16 protein-coding genes are annotated in these 18183 nt (G+C 67.3%); 14 read left to right on the top strand and 2 right to left on the bottom strand.

From position 1 onward, the window contains the following. Positions 1–20: 20 nt before the first annotated feature. The 13 genes from ITJ57_RS15040 (at position 21) to ITJ57_RS14980 (ending at position 15843) form a co-directional block, all read left to right on the top strand. Positions 21–980, top strand: a complete 960-nt coding sequence (locus tag ITJ57_RS15040; protein WP_194670877.1) for a carbohydrate ABC transporter permease — start codon at positions 21–23, stop codon at positions 978–980. A 155-nt stretch (positions 981–1135) separates the two neighbouring features. Continuing rightward, positions 1136–1897: a carbohydrate ABC transporter permease gene (locus ITJ57_RS15035; protein ID WP_369796511.1), complete on the top strand. Its 762-nt coding sequence runs from the start codon at positions 1136–1138 to the stop codon at positions 1895–1897. Beyond that, positions 1894–4380 (top strand): glycoside hydrolase family 2 protein, encoded by a 2487-nt coding sequence (locus ITJ57_RS15030; protein ID WP_370582440.1) that lies wholly within the window; start codon positions 1894–1896, stop codon positions 4378–4380. The genes ITJ57_RS15035 and ITJ57_RS15030 overlap by 4 nt, the downstream gene beginning before the upstream one ends. Next, a complete protein-coding gene (locus tag ITJ57_RS15025) occupies positions 4377–5390 on the top strand; it encodes an ROK family protein (protein WP_370582439.1) in 1014 nt (337 codons plus the stop codon). The genes ITJ57_RS15030 and ITJ57_RS15025 overlap by 4 nt, the downstream gene beginning before the upstream one ends. Further along, complete coding sequence (locus ITJ57_RS15020; RefSeq protein ID WP_194670876.1) at positions 5387–8122, top strand: CIA30 family protein; 2736 nt, start codon at positions 5387–5389, stop codon at positions 8120–8122. The genes ITJ57_RS15025 and ITJ57_RS15020 overlap by 4 nt, the downstream gene beginning before the upstream one ends. Then, positions 8122–9327 (top strand): mannose-6-phosphate isomerase, class I, encoded by a 1206-nt coding sequence (manA, locus tag ITJ57_RS15015; RefSeq protein ID WP_194670875.1) that lies wholly within the window; start codon positions 8122–8124, stop codon positions 9325–9327. Before ITJ57_RS15020 ends, manA begins: the two co-directional genes overlap by 1 nt. An 835-nt stretch (positions 9328–10162) precedes the next feature. After that, positions 10163–11158, top strand: a complete 996-nt coding sequence (locus tag ITJ57_RS15010) for a hypothetical protein (RefSeq protein ID WP_194670874.1) — start codon at positions 10163–10165, stop codon at positions 11156–11158. Continuing rightward, the gene (locus tag ITJ57_RS15005) at positions 11155–11814 is read left to right on the top strand and encodes a hypothetical protein (RefSeq protein WP_194670873.1); all 660 of its coding nucleotides are present in this window, start codon (positions 11155–11157) and stop codon (positions 11812–11814) included. Before ITJ57_RS15010 ends, ITJ57_RS15005 begins: the two co-directional genes overlap by 4 nt. A 32-nt stretch (positions 11815–11846) precedes the next feature. After that, the gene (locus tag ITJ57_RS15000; RefSeq protein WP_194670872.1) at positions 11847–12305 is read left to right on the top strand and encodes a hypothetical protein; all 459 of its coding nucleotides are present in this window, start codon (positions 11847–11849) and stop codon (positions 12303–12305) included. A gap of 489 nt (positions 12306–12794) precedes the next feature. Then, complete coding sequence (locus ITJ57_RS14995; RefSeq protein WP_194670871.1) at positions 12795–13535, top strand: AIM24 family protein; 741 nt, start codon at positions 12795–12797, stop codon at positions 13533–13535. Between the two features lie 61 nt (positions 13536–13596). Beyond that, positions 13597–14325: a signal peptidase I gene (locus tag ITJ57_RS14990; RefSeq protein ID WP_194670870.1), complete on the top strand. Its 729-nt coding sequence runs from the start codon at positions 13597–13599 to the stop codon at positions 14323–14325. A gap of 289 nt (positions 14326–14614) precedes the next feature. Then, positions 14615–15172 carry an alternate-type signal peptide domain-containing protein gene (locus ITJ57_RS14985; RefSeq protein ID WP_194670869.1) on the top strand — a complete coding sequence of 186 codons (558 nt, stop codon included), beginning with the start codon at positions 14615–14617 and terminating at the stop codon, positions 15170–15172. An 83-nt stretch (positions 15173–15255) separates the two neighbouring features. Then, positions 15256–15843: an alternate-type signal peptide domain-containing protein gene (locus tag ITJ57_RS14980; protein WP_194670868.1), complete on the top strand. Its 588-nt coding sequence runs from the start codon at positions 15256–15258 to the stop codon at positions 15841–15843. Positions 15844–16110: 267 nt separating this feature from the next. On the opposite strand, the gene ITJ57_RS14975 is transcribed toward ITJ57_RS14980, so the two are convergent. Next, positions 16111–16425, bottom strand: coding sequence for a hypothetical protein (locus tag ITJ57_RS14975; RefSeq protein WP_194670867.1), 315 nt, complete (start codon positions 16423–16425; stop codon positions 16111–16113). Positions 16426–16487: 62 nt separating this feature from the next. Between ITJ57_RS14975 and ITJ57_RS14970 the strand changes: the two genes are divergently transcribed. Continuing rightward, the gene (locus tag ITJ57_RS14970) at positions 16488–17516 is read left to right on the top strand and encodes a hypothetical protein (protein WP_194670866.1); all 1029 of its coding nucleotides are present in this window, start codon (positions 16488–16490) and stop codon (positions 17514–17516) included. 233 nt (positions 17517–17749) lie between these two features. Here the strand turns inward: ITJ57_RS14970 and ITJ57_RS14965 are convergent, their stop codons facing one another. Beyond that, entirely contained in the window at positions 17750–18172 is a 423-nt protein-coding gene (locus ITJ57_RS14965; RefSeq protein ID WP_194670865.1) for a GNAT family N-acetyltransferase, read from the bottom strand. Positions 18173–18183: the final 11 nt, after the last annotated feature.

Raw genomic sequence — 18183 nt, 5'->3', positions numbered from 1 at the left:
CAGCGAAGAAGGCAACGAGCATGGTCACAGTCCAGGGAGCATCACCCGCCACTCGAGCGGTGGTGACGAACCATCCACGCCGCGCACGCACGCTGCGGCCGGGCCGGCCCCCGAAGGCCACCGGCTCCCGAGTCACGCCGTGGCTGTTCCTCGTGGTGCCGCTCGCCTTCCTGATCGTCCTCACCTACGTGCCGGTCGCGAACATGTTCTGGTACAGCCTCACCTCGTGGGACGGACTGGAGCCCGAGCAGGAGTTCGTCGGCATCGACAACTTCGTGCAGATCTTCACGAAACCGGAGATCTTCCAGGTCTTCTTCGTGAGCCTGTACTACCTCGTCGGAGCTGTCGCCCAGCTCGTCCTGGCGCTGTACCTCGCCACGCTGCTGAGCTTCCGGACCCGCTTCAAGAACCTCTTCAAGGGCGTCATCTTTTTCCCTTACCTCATCAACGGGGTCGCGATCGGGCTGGTCTTCCTCTACTTCCTCCGCCCAGGCGGCACCCTCGACGCCCTCCTCGCGGCAATCGGTGTGCAGGACACCCCGCAGTGGCTCGGCGACCCCTCGTTCGTCAACGCCTCCCTCGCCGCCACGTCCGTCTGGCGGTACATGGGCCTCAACTTCGTCCTGTTCCTCGGCGCGATCCAGTCGGTCCCGTCCGAGCAGTACGAGGCCGCGGACCTCGACGGTGCCAACTCGTGGCACAAGTTCCGGTTCATCATCCTGCCGAGTATCCGGCGCATCCTCGGCCTCTCGTTCATCTTGGCCATCGCCGGAGCACTGTCCGCCTTCGAGATGCCGTACGTCATGACCGGCGGTGCCAACGGTTCCGAGACCTTCGTGATCCAGACCGTGAACACGGCGTTCAAGTTCTCGAAGGTGGGTCTGGCGTCTGCGATGGCCGTCGTCCTGCTGCTGATCGTCCTGATCATCACCTTCGTCCAACGCCGGGTCTTCCCCGACGAGAAGGGAGGCGAATCGTGACCGCCACCGCCGACCGACAGGTCTCCGTTGCCACACCCGAGCCCCGACGCGCACTGCGACGGACGCGGCGCGGGCCGAAGCGCCCACAGGGTGCCGCCGCCCTCACCGCGACGACGGTCAAGTACGCCTCGCTCATCATTGCGAGCCTCTTCGCCGTGGTCCCACTGGCCACGATCTTCATGCTCGCGTTCAAGACCGACCGCGAGCAGCGGACGACCGGGCCGCTCACCCCGCCGTCGAACTGGTTCAACTTCGACAACTTCGTCGTCGCCTTCGACCAGGGCGGCATGGTCACCGGCTTCCTCAACACCGCGATCATCCTGCTCGTGTCCGTCGCCGGGACGATCCTGATCGGCACCATGTCGGCCTATGCGCTCGACCGGTTCCGTTTCCGCGGACGGAAGCTCGTCATGGGCTTGTTCCTCCTGGCGACGCTTGTGCCGTCGGTCACGACCCAGGTGGCCACGTTCCAGGTGGTATCCGCACTCGAGCTGTTCAACACCCGCGGCGCCGCGATCCTGCTCTTCATGGGGACCGACATCGTCGCGATCTACATCTTCCTGCAGTTCATGCAGTCGATCCCCGTCTCCCTCGACGAGGCGGCGATGCTCGACGGCGCGAACCGATTCACGATCTACTGGCGCATCATCCTCCCGCTGCTGAAGCCCGCCGTCGCGACGGTGGTCATCATCAAGGGCATCGCCATCTACAACGAGTTCTACATCCCCTTCCTGTACATGCCGTCGCAGGACCTGGGGGTGATCTCCACCTCGCTGTTCCGGTTCATGGGACCGTTCGGCGCCCAGTGGCAGATCATCGCGGCCGGGACGATCCTCGTGATCATCCCGACGCTCGTCGCCTTCCTCTTCCTGCAGCGATACATCTACAACGGCCTGACCTCTGGAGCAACCAAGTGAGCATCATCGACACCGCCACCGTCCGTCCCCTGACCACCCGCCTCCTGCACGAGGGGTGGAGCCTGCGTGCGGTCGGCGGCGCGATCCCCGAGGCCTTCGTCGGGACGAGTATCCCCGCGACGGTGCCCGGCCTCGTGCATACCGACCTCCTCGACGCCGGGCTCATCCCCGACCCGTTCCTCGACCGCAACGAGCACCTCGTGACCTGGATCGGATCGACGGACTGGGAGTACCGCACCACCTTCACCTGGGAGCCGGACGGCCACGAGCGGCACGACCTCGTCTTCGAGGGACTCGACACCATCGCGACGGTGTCCGTGAACGGTGCGGTGGTCGCGACCACGCGGAACCAGCACCGCACGTACCGTATCGACGTCGGTGCTGTCCTACGCGAGGGCGAGAACGAACTCGTCGTGCACTTCGCCTCGCCGATCGCCGCGGCGGACTTGGCCAGCCTCGAGATCGGCTACCGCCCCCACACCTACTCCCACCCGTTCAACGCCATCCGGAAGGCCGCGTGCAACTTCGGCTGGGACTGGGGACTCGACGCCGCCTCGTCAGGACTCTGGAAGCCCGTGAGCCTCCAGTCGTGGTCGACGGCCCGGCTCGCCTCGGTGCGTCCAGTCGTGACGGTTGACGGTGGCGAGGGCCAGGTGGCCCTGCACGTCGACGTGGAACGCGCCGGCGACGGTGACGCGGCGCTCGCCCTCACAGCGACGATCGCCGAGGTGAACGCCGATCTGGTGTTCCCAGCCGGCGCGGATTCCGTCGTGCTCGAGCTCGCCGTGCCGGACGTCGAACTTTGGTGGCCGCGCGGGTACGGCGAGCAGCCGCTGTACGACCTCGACGTCCTGCTCGGGCAGCACGAGGCACGCCTCGGCGAATGGTCGAAGCGGATCGGGTTCCGGACCGTCGCCGTCGAACTCGAACCCGACGCCGAGGGCACCTCGTTCCGCTTCGTCGTGAACGGCGAAGCCGTCTGGGTGCGCGGCGCCAACTGGATCCCCGATGACGCCTTCGTGACGCGCGTCGACCGCGCGCGGCTCGCCCGCCGGATGGACCAGGCCGAGTTCGCGAACCTCAACCTGCTCCGCATCTGGGGCGGCGGCTACTACGAGTCCGACGACTTCTACGAACTCTGCGACGAGCGCGGGATCATGGTCTGGCAGGACTTCCTCTTCGCCTGCGCGGCCTACGCCGAGGAGGAACCGCTGTGGAGCGAGGTCGAGGCAGAGGCGCGCGACAACATCGCGCGCATCATGCCGCACGCGAGCCTCGTGCTGTGGAACGGCAACAACGAGAACATCTGGGGCTTCGAAGAGTGGGGCTGGGAGAAGCGGGTCCAGGGCCGCACGTGGGGCATGGGCTACTACCTCGACCTGCTGCCACGGCTCGTCGCCGAGCTCGACCCGGCCGGCAACTACACAGCGGGCAGCCCATGGTCGGGAACGCCGGACATCCCCGCCAACGATCCGGACCACGGATCCGTGCACCTGTGGGAGCTGTGGAACCGCGTCGACTACCCCGCCTACCGCGACGTCTCGCCTCGCTTCGTGGCCGAGTTCGGTTGGCAGGGTCCGGCGACGTGGTCGACGATCGACCGGGCCATCTCGGACTCCCCGCTCACGCCGGAGTCGCCCGGCATGATCCATCACCAGAAGGCGACGGACGGGAACGACAAGCTGACCGACGGACTCGTCGCCCACCTGCCGCTGCCGGACGACACCGAGGACTGGCACTGGGCGATGTCGCTCAACCAGGCCAACGCGGTGACCGTCGCGATCGAGCACTTCCGGTCATGGAGCCCACGCTGCATGGGGTCGATCATCTGGCAGCTGAACGACTGCTGGCCCGTCACGTCCTGGGCGGCCGTCGACGGCGACGAGCGCGCGAAGCCGCTGCTCTACGCCCTGCGGCACGTCTACGCAGACCGGCTCGTGACTGTGCAGCCGCGTGGGGAGTCCCTCGTGGTCGCCGTGCTCAACGACGGCCCGGACGCCTGGGCGGACGACCTCGTCATCCGACGCCTCCGGTTCGACGGGACCGAGCTCACCTCGGTGCGTGTCCCCGTCGCCCTGGACCGACGCTCCTCGACACTCGTCGAGATCCCCGAAGCGGTCGCGGTCATGAGCTCGGCGGCCGACGAGATGCTCGTCGCCACACTCGGGGCTGAGCGCGGCTTCTGGTTCTTCGCCGAGGCTCGTGATTCTACGATCCCCGCCCCCCAGTTCAGCGCCGAGGTCGCCCGCCAGGACGACGGCTACGCCGTGACCATCACCGCCGAGTCGTTCCTCCGCGACCTCACGCTGCTCGTTGACAAGCTGGACCCGACCGCCGTCGTCGACGACCAGCTCGTCACCCTCCTGCCGGGTGAGCACGTGACATTCAACGTGCGGACCGAGGTGGGACTCGACGAGGACGAGCTCCTGTCGACCCGCGTCGTGCGCACCGCGAACCAACTGGTCGAGGACTGGGCGCGGTGACCCTGGCGGACCTGACCGGGGAGCGGGATCCGTCGGGGTCGGTCGCGCTCGCGCTCGACCTCGGCGGCACCAAAGTGGAGGCCGCGCTCGTCACGGCCGAGGGCGTCGTGGTCGACGGCAGTGCGCACCGGGCGCCGACGGGGCCCGATGCCGGACGCCGTGCGCTGGAGGACGCCGTCGACCGAGTGGTCCTCGCTTCTGTCGCGCACCTGCCGGACGGTTCCGCGCTCGTCGGCGTCGGCATCGGTTCGGCGGGTCCCGTCGACCTCGGCCGAGGCACCGTGAGCCCGAAGAACCTCCCGCGACTGCACGGCTTCGACCTCCGGACACACGTCGCACGGCTGTTGCCGGACGCCCCGGTGGTGGTCCGTCTCGATGGCACCTGCATCGCGCTCGCGGAGCATTGGCTCGGAGCGACCCGCGGTACCGAGAACTCGATGGCGATGATCGTCTCGACCGGTGTCGGCGGCGGGATCATCCTGCACGGACGGCTGATCGCCGGCAGGAGCGGGAACGCCGGCCACATCGGCCAGGTACAGATCGCCTCCCGTATGCCGGGGGAGCCGGCCGACGACGCGACGCTCGAGCGCATCGCGTCCGGCCCCCGGAGCGTCGCTTGGGCGCGAACCCACGGATGGGACGGACACACCGGGGAGGAACTCGCCGTCGACGCGGCGGCGGGGGATCCCGTCGCGCGGTCCGCCGTCGTCCGTTCGGCCACCGCGGTCGGGCAAGCGATCGCGAGTGCCGCGACCCTCCTCGACCTCGAAGCGGTCGCCATCGGCGGCGGGTTCACGGCCGTCAGCACCGACTACCTCGACCTGGTCCGCGCCGCGGTGCAGGACGCCATCGTCCTCGACTACGCGGCCGGCGTGGTCGTCACGGGGTCTGCGCTCGACGGTGCGGGGCCGATCCTCGGCGCTGCAGCACTCATCCACCGACCGGAGGCACTCGGCCTCCCACCACACGACCCGATGCACCATCCCAGACGAAGGAGCCTGGCACGATGAACCGCACCCCGGACCCCCGCCCACCCCACCGCAACACGAGCGGCCGCCTGGCCGCCGGCATGGTCGCGGCGGCCGTCACCGCCGCGCTGCTTCCGGCGCTCGCGGCACCGGCCGCTGCCGCCCCGGTCGACTGGACCTCACTCAACACCTCGTTCGTCGAGCGTGACGGTTCCCGCCTCGTGCTCGACGGTGAGACCTTCCGGTTCAGCGGCCCGAACATCTACTGGCTCGGTCTCGACGAGAACGTGGGCGGGGTCGACTACCCGACGGCCTTCCGCATCGCCGACACCCTCGACGCGGCGGCCCGGATGGGTTCGACCGTGGTTCGGACACACATGATGACCTCGACGGGCCAGGACGGCGCGAACCCCCTGGCCATCATGCCGAGCCTCGGGCAGATGAACGAGGAGGCGTTCGCGACGATCGACTTCGCCGTCGCATACGCCGGCAAGCTCGGCATCCGCCTCGTGCTCCCGCTCACCGACGAGTGGGAGTACTACCACGGCGGGCATCGCGACTTCACGACCCCGTTCGGGCTGACGTCGGCCGACTTCTACACCGACGAGCGGCCGATCGCCGCCTACCAGGCCTACGTCGACGCGATCCTGCAGCGGACGAACGCGCTGACCGGCGTCCCGTACATCGAGGACCCGACGATCATGGCGTGGGAGCTCGGGAACGAGTTGGAGGGGATGACCGCCCCGTGGATCGACCGGCAGGTCGCGTTCATCAAGGAACGCGCCCCGCAGCAGCTCGTCGCGGCCGGTCGGCGATTCGACATCGACCCGGACACGCTCTCCGTGCCGGAACTCGACATCGTCGATGTGCACTACTACCCGCCCACCGCCGCACGCGTGTCGGCTGACGCGGCCACGGTCACCGCCGCGGGCAAGGTGTACCTGGCTGGCGAGTACGCCTCCACCGCTGCGAGCCCGGCACTCCTCGAACCGCTGGTCGCCGACCCGAACGTGACCGGCATGCTGTTCTGGTCGCTGTTCGGGAACAACGACCGTGGCGGGCTCGTCCCGCACGACGACGGATTCACGATCCATGCACCCGGTGCCACCGATGCCGAGCGCGCCCGGGTCTCCGCGATCACCGCCTACGCGGCCGCGATCGGTGCAGAGCCGGCTACTCCCGCCGTCGGGACACCGCTCATCACGGCGGTCGACCGCGCGGACGGCATCAACACGATCCGATGGCGCGGGGCAGGCGGCGCGGTCTCATACCGGCTCGAGCTTTCACTCGACGGGACCTCGTGGACCGCGGTGGACACCGGCACGCTCCGGGCCGACGCCGGGTCCGCGACGGACTTCACCTCGCCGACGGGAGCCGTCTACCGCGTCGTCGCGATCGACGGGGCCGGAGCCGATGCGGCGCTGTCGGACCCGCTCGCGACCGAGACCGACACCCGCGTGCTCGTGGACCCGCTCGAGTCCTGGCTGCTCACCGAGGCGCACGACGGCACGACGATCGTTCCACGGGCGGATGGGACGAGTGTGGTCGCAGCCTCCGATGGAGCCAGCGTCACCTGGAAGCAGGACCGGCTCTTGGCGGCGTCCTTCATCGCATCCGGGTCGGTCGTGGTCGAGTCCAGCGCTGACGGTTCGGCCTGGGAGACCGCACCGTCCGAGGTCGGACCCGACGGCACGGTGGCCGCGCGCGATCTGGTGGGGCCGTACCTCAGGGTGACGCTCGCCGCCGGCGCGAGCGTTTCGCGAGCCACCATCTGGTCGGCGGTGGACGCCCCGAGCGGGCCACCGGCGGCGTTCGCATCGATCTCGCCCGCATCCGGCACCGTCGACGTGACCGCGACCCCGACCTTCACCTGGGAGCCGGCGACCGGTGCGGCGTACTACCGCTTCACGCTTGCGGCGCAGGTCGACCTCGGGAACCCGGTCGTCGTCGTCGACGGCATCGGAAACCCCTCCATCACGCCAACGGTCGCCCTCACTCCAGGACAGCGGTACTGGTGGTCGGTCACCGCGGTCAACGGAGCAGGGGCGACCGCCTCGAGCACGGGAGCGGCGGACTTCCTCATGAAGCCCCTCCCGAGCGAGCCGCTCGTCGTCGAGGACTTCGAGTCCTACGCCGATGACGCCGCGTTGCAGGCCACCTACGTGCGGAATACCGGGGGCGGTGCGGTGACCCCGTCGATCACGACGAACCCGGACACCGGAACGCAGGCGATGACAGCCGCGTACGATCTCGCCGGTCCCGGATACGCCGGTGTCGTCCGCACATTCCAGACGCCACAGGATTGGTGGGGCTACACCGGGCTCGAGTTCTGGGTGCAGGGGACACCGGGCGATGACGTCACCGTTCAGTTCGTGACGCGAGGGACCTACTGGGAGACGGTCGCGCCCATCGAGGGCGAGGGCTGGCAGCTGGTCGAGATCCCGTTCTCCTCCTTCGCCCCACCGGCGTGGGCCGGCGAGGCGGCGTTCGACCCGACCTCCGTCACCCAGATCGGGTTCTACCTCGGTGGCGAGGGCGCCGGCACCCTGCTGGTCGATGACATCGTCACGACGGTCGCGGCGGTGGAGCCGGAACCGGGCACGGGGCAGCCGGGCACGGGGCAACCCGGCGGAGCGGGCGGCACCGACACGACGGTGTCGACGGAAGACCTCGCCCGCACCGGCCTGGAGGCCACGCCCTGGATCGTCGGTGCGCTCGCGCTCCTCGCGATCGGTGGCCTGCTGCTGGCCCGCGGTCGCCGATGGGTGCGCTGATGGGGCTACACCGGATCACCAGCGACCCCAAGCGATATGCCTGGGGGTCGACGACGGCGATCCCGGAGATGCTCGGCGTGCCCGCCGACGGTTCGCCTCAGGCGGAACTCTGGCTCGGGGCACACCCCGGCAGCGTGACCGAACTCGTCGGTCAGGATCGCGGTCTTTCGAGCAGTCTCAACGAGTGGATCGCGTCGGACCCCGACGCGGCTCTCGGTGGGCGTTCCAGGATGCCGTTCCTGCTGAAGCTGTTGGCTGCTGCGAGGCCGCTTTCCCTCCAGGTCCACCCCACCCCCGACCGGGCCAGGGCCGGGTTCGCTGACGAGAACTCGCGCGGCGTGCCGCTGGACGCGCCGCATCGGAACTACAAGGACGCCTGGCACAAGCCGGAGATCATCGTCGCTCTGCAGGACGGTTTCCGTGCCCTCTGCGGATTCCGGGCGGTCGAGGAGTCGCGCGAGTTGCTGACGCATCTGGCCAGCCTCGTCGACGTGCCGGACCGGGTTGTGCTCGAGGCGCTCGTGGCTCAGCTGGTCGATGAGGGGCTGGAATCGACGGTGCGGGCAGTGCTCGAACGACAGATGCCCGGCGCGGTCGCAGCCCTCGTCGGTGCCGCCGGTACCGGCACGGTCGGCGAAGGTCTCGGGGACGACGACGGTCCGGCACGTTGGTCGGCCGAGCGCGAGCTCATCCTGCAGCTCGCCGAAGAGTACCCGGGGGACCCCGGCATCGTCGTCGCGGCGCTCCTCAACCTGGTGACCCTGCAGGAGGGTGAGGCGCTGTTCCTGCCCGCTGGGAACATCCACGCGTACCTCTCCGGCTTCGGGGTCGAGGTCATGGCGTCGAGCGACAACGTGCTGCGTGGAGGGCTGACGCCGAAACACGTCGACGTGCCGGAGCTCCTCGCCGTTCTCAATTTCGAGCCACTGCCGATCCCGTTCGTCGAGCCGATTGCGCGCACCGGCGGTGGGGTCGTGTACCCGGTGCCGGTCGACGACTTCCTCCTCGCCCGGATCGGCCCCGGGACGGCGACCGGCCTCGCTGGCGGAGAGGCGGCGGTAATCGTCGTCACCGCCGGGACGGCGCGGGTGGAACAGGGCACGGAGACCATGGTGCTCGAGTACGGGACAGCGGTGTTCGTCTCGCCTGGGCGGGAGCCGGTGACGGTGTCCACGAACGGGCGGGCCTTCATCGCCACCGGCTGACCGGCCCGACCAGGCCCATGGACACCATGCAGCTGCGACGAGCGATCCCGAAACATCTGGACGGACTCGTCAGGCTCCGCAGGAGCACGTGCCATTCTGGTCGAGCAGCGGAGGTCCCGCGGCGACGCACCGTTCTAGAGCTGTAAACCTTCGCCGGATAGTGGTCGATGTGGCGGATGACTGTCGCGGTAGGCAAGGGCTGAGCGTGGACGGAGGACTCTCCTGGAGAGCTTCCGAGTCAGTCCAGTGATCCCTCCGCTCGAGCTGAGTGGTGGCGGCTCTGCGGAGTGTTCGGGCACACCAGCCTTCAGTGCCTCCTGGCGGCTGTCGCGGAGCTCTCGAAGGTACCCCGCGGCTGGGTCCTCGTCCGGACGCAAATCGACAGGGCGGGACTGCTCTCGCCAACTTGATGCCGGGCACGCGTCCAGGGGCGCACACTCGTTTGAGCGCCCACGAATACCGAGCCGGCCATGATCGCCGCTGGGAGCCGCCGGTGGAGGAAGGACCCGCCTCGTAGGTGCCGCTGCGAACGCTCCTCGTTCTCGGGAAGCCGAGCCTTCACGGACGAGGATGTGACCGGGGCGGCCGGTCTTGCGGAACACCACCGGTGTGCTGGGGAAGCTTGCCTGTCACGCCGAGCTGATCGAGGTCGTGGACGTTCCGGGTGGGTAAGCCTCGAGTGTCACGGTTCATTCGTCGGGGGAGTTGTCCCCATTGAGCGATTCGAACGGTTCGGCCAGGCTGTGAACATGCATTCAGGGACGAGCGGGAGAGAGCACCGGATGACGAGTCAGCTGTTGGTTGCGGCCAGCCTTGAGATCCGGGATGTCTGCTCGTGATCGAGCACGTGGAGCTGCAGGCGGAGATCGTGCGCACGTTCTCCGATGCCATCGACGGTGAATGGGACCACGGTTCGCTCTGGTACGCGCAGGTCGGCGGTGTCGCAAGTGCCGGGAACACGGTCACCCGTCCGGACGGTTCTTCACAACGCATCCGGTTACCGCATTCCATCCTGAGAGCATTCTCGAAACTTCGAGAATCGATGTACCTGCCGGAACGTGGCGCTTGGCTTTCAGCGCATGTCGAGCTTGCGCCGTCGGGTGATTTCGACTTCACGTTCAACTACGACCGGAGGGTCCACCTGTACGGGAACGGACGAGACATCTTCGAATCGGTACCGTCCGAGAGCGACCTGCTCAACGACGACTCCTATCTCCGCGATCTCGAGACATTCCCGAGGACCGGTGAGTTCTTGCCGGACTGGTACCCGACGACGGTGACGCCTCGGAGAATCAGTGATCCGCGGGCGTACTTCGCCGATGCGCTCAGCACCGAGATCGTTCCGCTTCCTTTCGCACAACAGCTCTGGGACTCGTCCCCGGCCTGGAGGCCGGTCCTCGGGGACATCCTCGCAGCCGTGCCGGAGCAGATCGCGGCGCTCACCGATGACTTCTCCGCCGAGCTCGTCGACCCAGGACTCGACGCGGCGAAAGCGTTGTGGATCCTCGACGGGCCGTTGCAGTCGGTGAGTGGGCGGGTCATCGCCGAGCGGATCGATCAGGGCGGTCTCGAGAACCTGCATCACCTGTACCTGGCACTCAAGGCGCTGCCCGACGACCAGCAGCGGACGCTCGAGGTGGAAGGCCTGCCCGACTATCCGACGGTGCCGGCGGTTCCTGCCGACGCAACGGTTGCGACCCTGTACCGGGAGGGCGTGCTGGGCGAGCAACTCGAGCTCATGACCCAGGCAGTGTCCGACACCGTCGGGCGCATCGTCGACGACGACTTCCTACAACGGTTCCACGTCGCCCCGGGAGGTGGCGGACGATGAGCACTGAACCGGCTTCGGGTTGGGCGACGAAGCAGGAACTCCGTGCGTTCTCGGATGCCGTCGCTCCGCAGATCGTGGAGCTCCTGGACACCAGCGGGCTGGCGTTGCCGCGCCGTGTGCATCAGTACGCCAAGACCGCAGCGAGGTCGTTCTCGTTCACCCGGGAGGTCAAGCTCTCCCAAGTGGAAGAGGTGGTGGCGTTCCTCGCGGTCTACGGCGAATACGAACGACTCTTCGCGCTCGCCCGCACAATGGCACCCGTTCCGCACACCGGGAACGAGACCATCTACGAGCCCGTGCGGTTGATCGTGCACGCCGGCTACTACTTCGCCGGTCAGCAGGCGAACGATGCCGTCACAGCGGAGCTCGCGCCGTACCGATTCGTTCCTGCTGATTTCTGGCGCCCGCCTGGTTACCTCGCTGGAGAGCACTTGCAGCGGCAGTTCGAGCTCCCACCCGACGAAGCAGCCAAATACGCATCCCACCCGGTCTCATATCACGCCGGCATCAGCGCCGACGACCTTCCGGTGCTTGCGTCGATGCATGTCTGCGGTGGTTCCTCCACCTGGCCGCTCGAGCGGATCGACGCCCAGGTGGCGAAGACGATTGCTGCCGTCCACGCCTATCAAGGCTTCGAGCCGCCGGCCGGGCCGTGAACGCTCAACCGCGATCGTCCGTGTCCGGGCGGGTGGTCACCGTGCTCGTCCTCGTCATCCTGACGGGATTCTCCGGACTGCTGGGTGCCACCGCAGTGCAGCGTCTCGTCACTGATCTCACCGCCACCCACACATCGGTGAGTGCACAGGTGATCGGCGAGGACACGGAACGGGTGATGGAAGGCAACAGCCGCAACCGTCACTGGACCGAGTACCGGACGGTGACCGTGACCTATCCGACAGCGGACGGTGCGCAGCGGGCCGTCGTGCGCAGCGACGACGCCCCGGTCGGTGCGTCCGTCGCAGCGTGGGTGCACGACGAGACGGGCGATGTCCGGCTGGATCAGCCGACCGCGCCAGACCTCTGGCAGTGGCTCTGGGCGATCGTATTCGTGCTCGCTACGATCGCCTTCGCCTGGGGACTCTTGGTCATCGTCCGCAACGCAGTTGTCTCAACCGAAACCCGTTCTCGTGCCGAGGCGGAAAACTGATGCTCGAAACGGCGACGCCAACACCATGCGAACGATCGTAGCTGCGGGCGGGGACGCTTGCTTACCCGGACGACGCCGCGACATGCTCTCGATCGCGACGGTCGTCCCTGACGATCGGGCCCGTCTGACCCGACTCGCCGATCGGCCTGCAGCGGGCCCGAGTAGGTGGTCGCCTTCGTTACCGGCGGTTTCCGCGTTCCTGCACGTACTGAGCTTTGCTGATGGGTGGAGTTCTGGGACGTTGATGGGTGCGCCGACATGATCGCCGACGGCCTCTTCCTCCCTCAGCAGGTGTTCCCAATTGTCCGCACCCGATCACGGCGACGAGGAGCACCAGAGCCGCATCGACGGTGCACTGAAGGCGAGGCGCCGCCGAGAGCTCGATCATCCTCACTGCTCCGACAGATGGGGAGGGCTCCCCATTGAACCGTGCAGCCGGCTCAGCCATGCTGTGGACCAGCAACACAGGACCAGTCGAAGGAGAGCACAATGCAGAGTGAACTGTTCGCTGAAGCGAACCGTGAGAGCGCCGCCCCGGGACAACGTTGGGTTCGGCAGTCGAGCAAGATGCTGCGCGTGGACACACGCGGGCTCGACGTCATCGCCGCGAAGGGCGCGATGGTCGCTTACCAGGGGGAGATCCAGTTCGAGCATGAGAGCTCCGGCTCCATGACCAAATTTCTGAAGCAGGCCGTGACTGGCGAGGGCGCACCGCTCATGCGCATGTCCGGCCAGGGTGAGGTGTTCCTCGCCCGGGACGCACAGGACATCTTCACGGTCGAACTCGCGGAGGAAGGGCTCACCGTCAACGGGGACAGTCTCCTCGCGTTCGACCACACCCTCGACTGGGACATCACGATGATGCGCGGTGCCGGGATGATGGCCGGCGGCTTGTTCAATTTGCAGATCTCCGGGCGCGGCACCGTCGCGGTGTCGTGCGACGGCCAACCACTCGTCCTCGACTGCTCGCAACAGCCCACCTACGTCGATCCGCAGGCCGCCGTATGTTGGTCGTCGAACCTGACGCCGAGCATCGTGAGTACGACCACGTTCCGCTCCATGTTGCGCGGCGGCACTGGAGAGGCCTTCCAACTGGCGTTCCACGGACCGGGGTTCGTCGTCGTGCAGCCCAGCGAGGGGCGCCCCAAGCCGGCCCAGGCCGCCAGCGGAAGCGGGAACAGCGGCTCGAGCGATGGCCGACAAGGACTCCTCGGCGGTCTATTCAACTAGCGCTCGTCCGCGGCGCGAGACGGTCGAACAAGCCCGCGACGTTGAGCAGTAGCCTGATGGCGTGACGACGAAGGACGGAAGCGCCGACGCCGATGATGATCGCGGGCCTGCGACAGGCGAAGAGTTGACGCGCAAGCGCCGCTCGAGGCGCACACGACAGGTCGGTGCTCACGTCGCCTCCAAGCGCTCCGACGCCGCCCCAGCCCAGGACGAGGAACGGGGCACCGAGGCCGCGGCCGACCGTCTCTCTCAGGAGACGGAACGCTGGACGCCGGCTCGCATCGGCGGCGTCCTACTCCGCGTTGCCAGCTGGACCGTTGTTGTGGTCACGGTCGTGCTTCTCGTCGCGTTCGTGGCGGTGCCGCGCGTGACAGGCTCCACTCCGTACACGATCCTCACCGGGTCGATGCGTCCCGAGATGCCGCCGGGCACGATGGTGGTCGTCCGACCGGTAGACCCTGCAACGATCGAGGTCGGTGACGTCGTCACCTACCAGCTGCGCTCGGGGGAGCCCGAGGTGGTGACGCATCGCATCATCGAGACGGTCGTCACGCAGGAGGGGCTCGAGTTCCGAACGCAAGGCGACGCGAACGACGCATCCGACCCCGAGCTCGTGCGTGCTGTGCAGGTGAGGGGAGAGGCCTGGTACTGGGCCCCGTTCCTCGGCTACCTCACCTCAGGGGTGACGAGCGACGCGCGAACTCTCGGTGCGCGGGTCATCGGCATCGGCCTCATCGCTTTTGCCCTGTTCTCTGGTGTCCGCACGATGGTGCGTGCTCGTCGCTCCTGATTGCGTCAGCGGGCGCCCCGGCCGGCGCTGAGCACGCTGGGCAGACGTGGTCAGACCATGCAGATGCTTCAGTCACGCACGCTGGCGTCCGGGGCTAATGAGAGCGCTCTCAAGCAGATCCTGAGCCAATGCTGAGATGGGGGAGGATCTCCGCCGATCTTGAGGCGATCTTGAGGAACGCCTTCGTCTCTGGGTGGCTCAACCCTGCGGTCGGTGTCCTTTGATGGGAATCACCGGCGAACAGCGCCGAGCTCCAGCCAGTCCCACTTGCATCGAAAAGAGAATGAACATGAACGCCACCACCGCCACCGCTGTGAAGTCCTCTTCCACGAAGAAGGTCGCGATCGCCGCGATCGCTGGTGGTGTCGGCGTCGCGCTTCTTCTCGGCGGCGCGGGGACCCTCGCCTACTGGACGGACAACGCAGCCACGTCGCAGGAGATCCAGACCGGTAGCCTCGCTCTCGGCACCATCACAGATGCGTGGAGCATCAAGAACGGCGCTGGCGCTGCACAGTCCTTCACCGGCCCGATCGTCCCCGGTGACGTCCTCACGACCACGGTCTCCGTTCCCGTCGACGTCACCGGACAGAACATGAACGCGAAGCTCGATGTCACCGACGCGATCGTCGACGGCGACGCCACCCTCGAAGGGGCGCTCCAGGTGAAGGTCGTCTCGGTCAATGGCATTGCCGGTTCAACGGCCACGACTACCCAGGACGCCACCGTCCCTGTCGTGATCAGCGTCACGTTCCCCTTCGGCACCACGGGTCAGTACAACGACGCTGAGGTCGCCAAGGCCGTATTCTCCGCGAAGTACACGCTCACGCAGGTCCCTGCAGCCAGCTAGTCTGGACGCCACCGGTGACCGGACACCTGGCCGCCGTTCAGCGGAGGTGACGGCGCCCCGCAGCAGCACTCGAGGGAAGGCTGATGATGCGATCCACCACACGCGGCCTGACGGTTTCCGCCCTCCTCGGGGCACTCGGAGTCGGGCTGCTCTTCGGCGGGTCCGGAACGCTCGCGACGTGGCAGGAATCAGCAGTGTCTCCGGAACGCGGCATCGAAACCGGAACCCTCGACCTGGGGCCGCTCACTTCAGGCTCCGTCGACTGGCGCTTGAGCCAGCGGATCCCCGGCCGCCCGAGCACCTTCAGCGTCCCGTTCTCCAACACGGCCCTCGTGCCGGGTGACGTGCTGACAGGAACGACAGCGCTGCCGATCGAGCTGGTGGGCCAAACCCTCACGGCGACTCTTCAGGTCACCCCGAAGCTCAGCATTCCAGCGAACCCGAAGCCGGCAGACACCGCTCTCTCGAAAGCCCTGTCCGTTACGGTGGTCTCAATCGACGGTACCGCCGGTGCCGTTCCCACCTTCTCCGGCCAAGACGGGAAGCGCACGGTCCCCGTCGTGATCGAAATCTCCTACCCATGGGGCGCTGACGGGCAATACGGAGACGCCACAGGAGGGACGGTGAGCATTGGAATCGAGTACACCCTCACGCAGAATAGATCCAAGTAGGACGATGTCCCGAATCCAGGAGAGAGCTCGTCGGAGCGTGCTCACCCCACTTGCCGTCGCGGCGATCGCGCTCACAGCCGGCATCATCCTCCTCAGTGGCACGCCGGGCAGTTTCGCTTTTCTCAATGACACCACGACCCAGCCCCCGAAGTCCGTGACCGCCGGGGGGCTCACCCTCTCCATCACCCAATCGTCGGAGTGGATCGCAACAAGTAGCGGAAGCAGTGGCTCGATCGTTCCAGCGGGCAGCACCGGTTATGTCCCCGGTCAGCGCGGCCAGAAGTTCACCTTCTCGCTCACGAACGCTTCGACCTCGGCGACGCCGGCAACGCTCGCGAGCACGTTCGCTGCGGGGACGTTCTGGGCGGATCTCGCAGCGAAGAACCTGCTTTCGATCACGCCCGCTGTTCTTTCCGGACCGTGTTCTGTCGGCGCGCTCACAACCACGCCGGGAGCCATCAGCATGCCTGTCTCCTCCACGACCGCTTTGCCTCCGGGAGGGAGCTGCGTCTTGGCTTTCACCGTCGTGATCGCCACCAGCTCCGCTTCCACCGACGCCGCGACATACTTACGCAGTTCCATGAGAACCACCGTCGGCGCGTTCACGATGGACGGTACCCTCACTCAGGCTGGGCGGTAGGAGGATGAGCATTCCGGCCGTCGCAGCCCTCCAGCACGCGCCTCGGAGAAGTCCACTCGGCGTGGTCATCGCTGCAGCCCTCATGGCGCTGCTCGTGCTGGTCGGCATCCCCGCAGCGACAACGGGTGCCTACCTCACCTCGAAGGCGAACGTTTCGACCTCGGCTGCAACGATTGGCGACTGGTGCGCGGTGCCGTCCGCCGCCACGCACCCGAACGTGTATCCGCTCAAGGAATTCCCGTCCGTCGCGGTACCCGCCGCCGGCGGCGGATCCACCACGATGCGCGTACTCGAACTTCCGGTCGTGCGTGATTCGAGCTTCGCCCCGGTCCAAGCAATCGCGGGAGCCCGCGGCCAGCTGGGCGTCCGGTTGTGGAGTTGCAGCGACACGAGCCACCTCGCCGGAATGATCAAGGCGACCTCGTGGCGAGGGGAATACAACAACGGTCAGCAATTCGCCTGGAGCACGGCACCCGTACTCGGCTCCTTCGCGGCCGCCCGACTCAATCCGGCATCGAGTGGCATCGTCAACGCGAACACGACATCATCCACAAACCCTGGTGCTGAGCTGCGCGACCTGCATCGCGGACTGAACAGCCTCGGTGGGCGCGGTTTTCTTCAGGCCGACAAAGTCACCATGAGATACAGCTGGTTACTCGAGTCGTTTCGGTCGACGGGCAGCGCGGGGTCAGACCCGTATTGCGGATCCCAACTGTGTGAGCTCCGCCCAGGAGACGGGGCCGCATTGACCACCGCGTTCTCGAATTCGGGTGCGTCAGTCCCGGCAACGGGAACGCCTGGACGAGCCTCCAGCTTCGGAGCAGAGAAGTACTGGTCGAACGGCGGACGGTGGGGCTGTCTCCTGGTCGTGTGTTCACCCTCGCCGAGTATTCTCGAACCCCCGACCGGGATGAGCCTTGACAGTCTCACCCGGGACACGACGGGTGTCGCCCTCCAATGGGTCGTGCTCGAATGGCGAGCGCCAACGGACATCCCAGCCGACCTCGCGGTCGAGGTGTACGTCATCCCCTAGGACGCCTCCGTGACGAAGGCGACGATGCCGGAGACGACCGTCGGCAGAATCGCGGCAACGAGAGGTGGTGGCCATGACGGAGACGCGAGTGCGGTTCCAGGATGTGAAGCCCTACGACGCTCCCGAGGGCGCACCCTGCCGACCGCTTCGCCCGGAGGCCGATCGACGGGTCGTGCCGACCCGTCCGCGTCGGCGTCGGCGGTGACAGCGGAGAAGGTCTCTGCGGTAGCTGCCTACAGGGTTTTGGTGAAGCTCAGCGCCGTGAGTGTCCAACCGAGCGTCTGATAGGCCGCGTGGGCGTCCTCGCGACTCGTGTTCGAGCTGAGTCCGGCCTTGGTGGCCCCGTGGTCTCGGGCCCAGTCCTCGAATGCAGCCACGAGCAAGCGTGCCGTTCCCCGGCCCCGCGCTTGTTCGTCGACGACGAGCGCCGTCAACCGTGCTGCGGGACCATCGATTTCGATGTGCCAGCTGAGGTGTCCGGTGAGGAGACCCACGAGCCTGTCGTGGTCCTCGGCAACCCAGCAACAGGCTGTCGGGTCGGATAGCAGGAACGCAGTGCGTCCCCGGATGGACGGTTCTGAGGATGGGTAGCCGAGCTGGTCGAGGAACGGGACGAGCGCTGCGGAGTCGTCGATGTCCAGGAGACGTATTCGCACCCTGCAAGCCT

Source organism: Plantibacter sp. VKM Ac-2880 (genome assembly GCF_015351235.1).
Taxonomy (GTDB): Bacteria; Actinomycetota; Actinomycetes; order Actinomycetales; family Microbacteriaceae; genus Plantibacter.
This window is presented reverse-complemented; position numbering and strand designations above follow the sequence as displayed.

What these genes read in the sequence shown, in the direction of transcription:
- ITJ57_RS14970 (WP_194670866.1), top strand. Translation starts at nt 16,488, where the DNA reads ATGAGCATTCCGGCCGTCGCAGCCCTCCAGCACGCGCCTCGGAGAAGT.
- ITJ57_RS15005 (WP_194670873.1), top strand. Translation starts at nt 11,155, where the DNA reads ATGAGCACTGAACCGGCTTCGGGTTGGGCGACGAAGCAGGAACTCCGT.
- ITJ57_RS15020 (WP_194670876.1), top strand. Translation starts at nt 5,387, where the DNA reads ATGAACCGCACCCCGGACCCCCGCCCACCCCACCGCAACACGAGCGGC.
- ITJ57_RS14975 (WP_194670867.1), bottom strand. Translation starts at nt 16,425, where the DNA reads ATGGAACTGCGTAAGTATGTCGCGGCGTCGGTGGAAGCGGAGCTGGTG.
- ITJ57_RS14980 (WP_194670868.1), top strand. Translation starts at nt 15,256, where the DNA reads ATGATGCGATCCACCACACGCGGCCTGACGGTTTCCGCCCTCCTCGGG.
- manA (WP_194670875.1), top strand. Translation starts at nt 8,122, where the DNA reads ATGGGGCTACACCGGATCACCAGCGACCCCAAGCGATATGCCTGGGGG.
- ITJ57_RS14985 (WP_194670869.1), top strand. Translation starts at nt 14,615, where the DNA reads ATGAACGCCACCACCGCCACCGCTGTGAAGTCCTCTTCCACGAAGAAG.
- ITJ57_RS14995 (WP_194670871.1), top strand. Translation starts at nt 12,795, where the DNA reads ATGCAGAGTGAACTGTTCGCTGAAGCGAACCGTGAGAGCGCCGCCCCG.
- ITJ57_RS15040 (WP_194670877.1), top strand. Translation starts at nt 21, where the DNA reads ATGGTCACAGTCCAGGGAGCATCACCCGCCACTCGAGCGGTGGTGACG.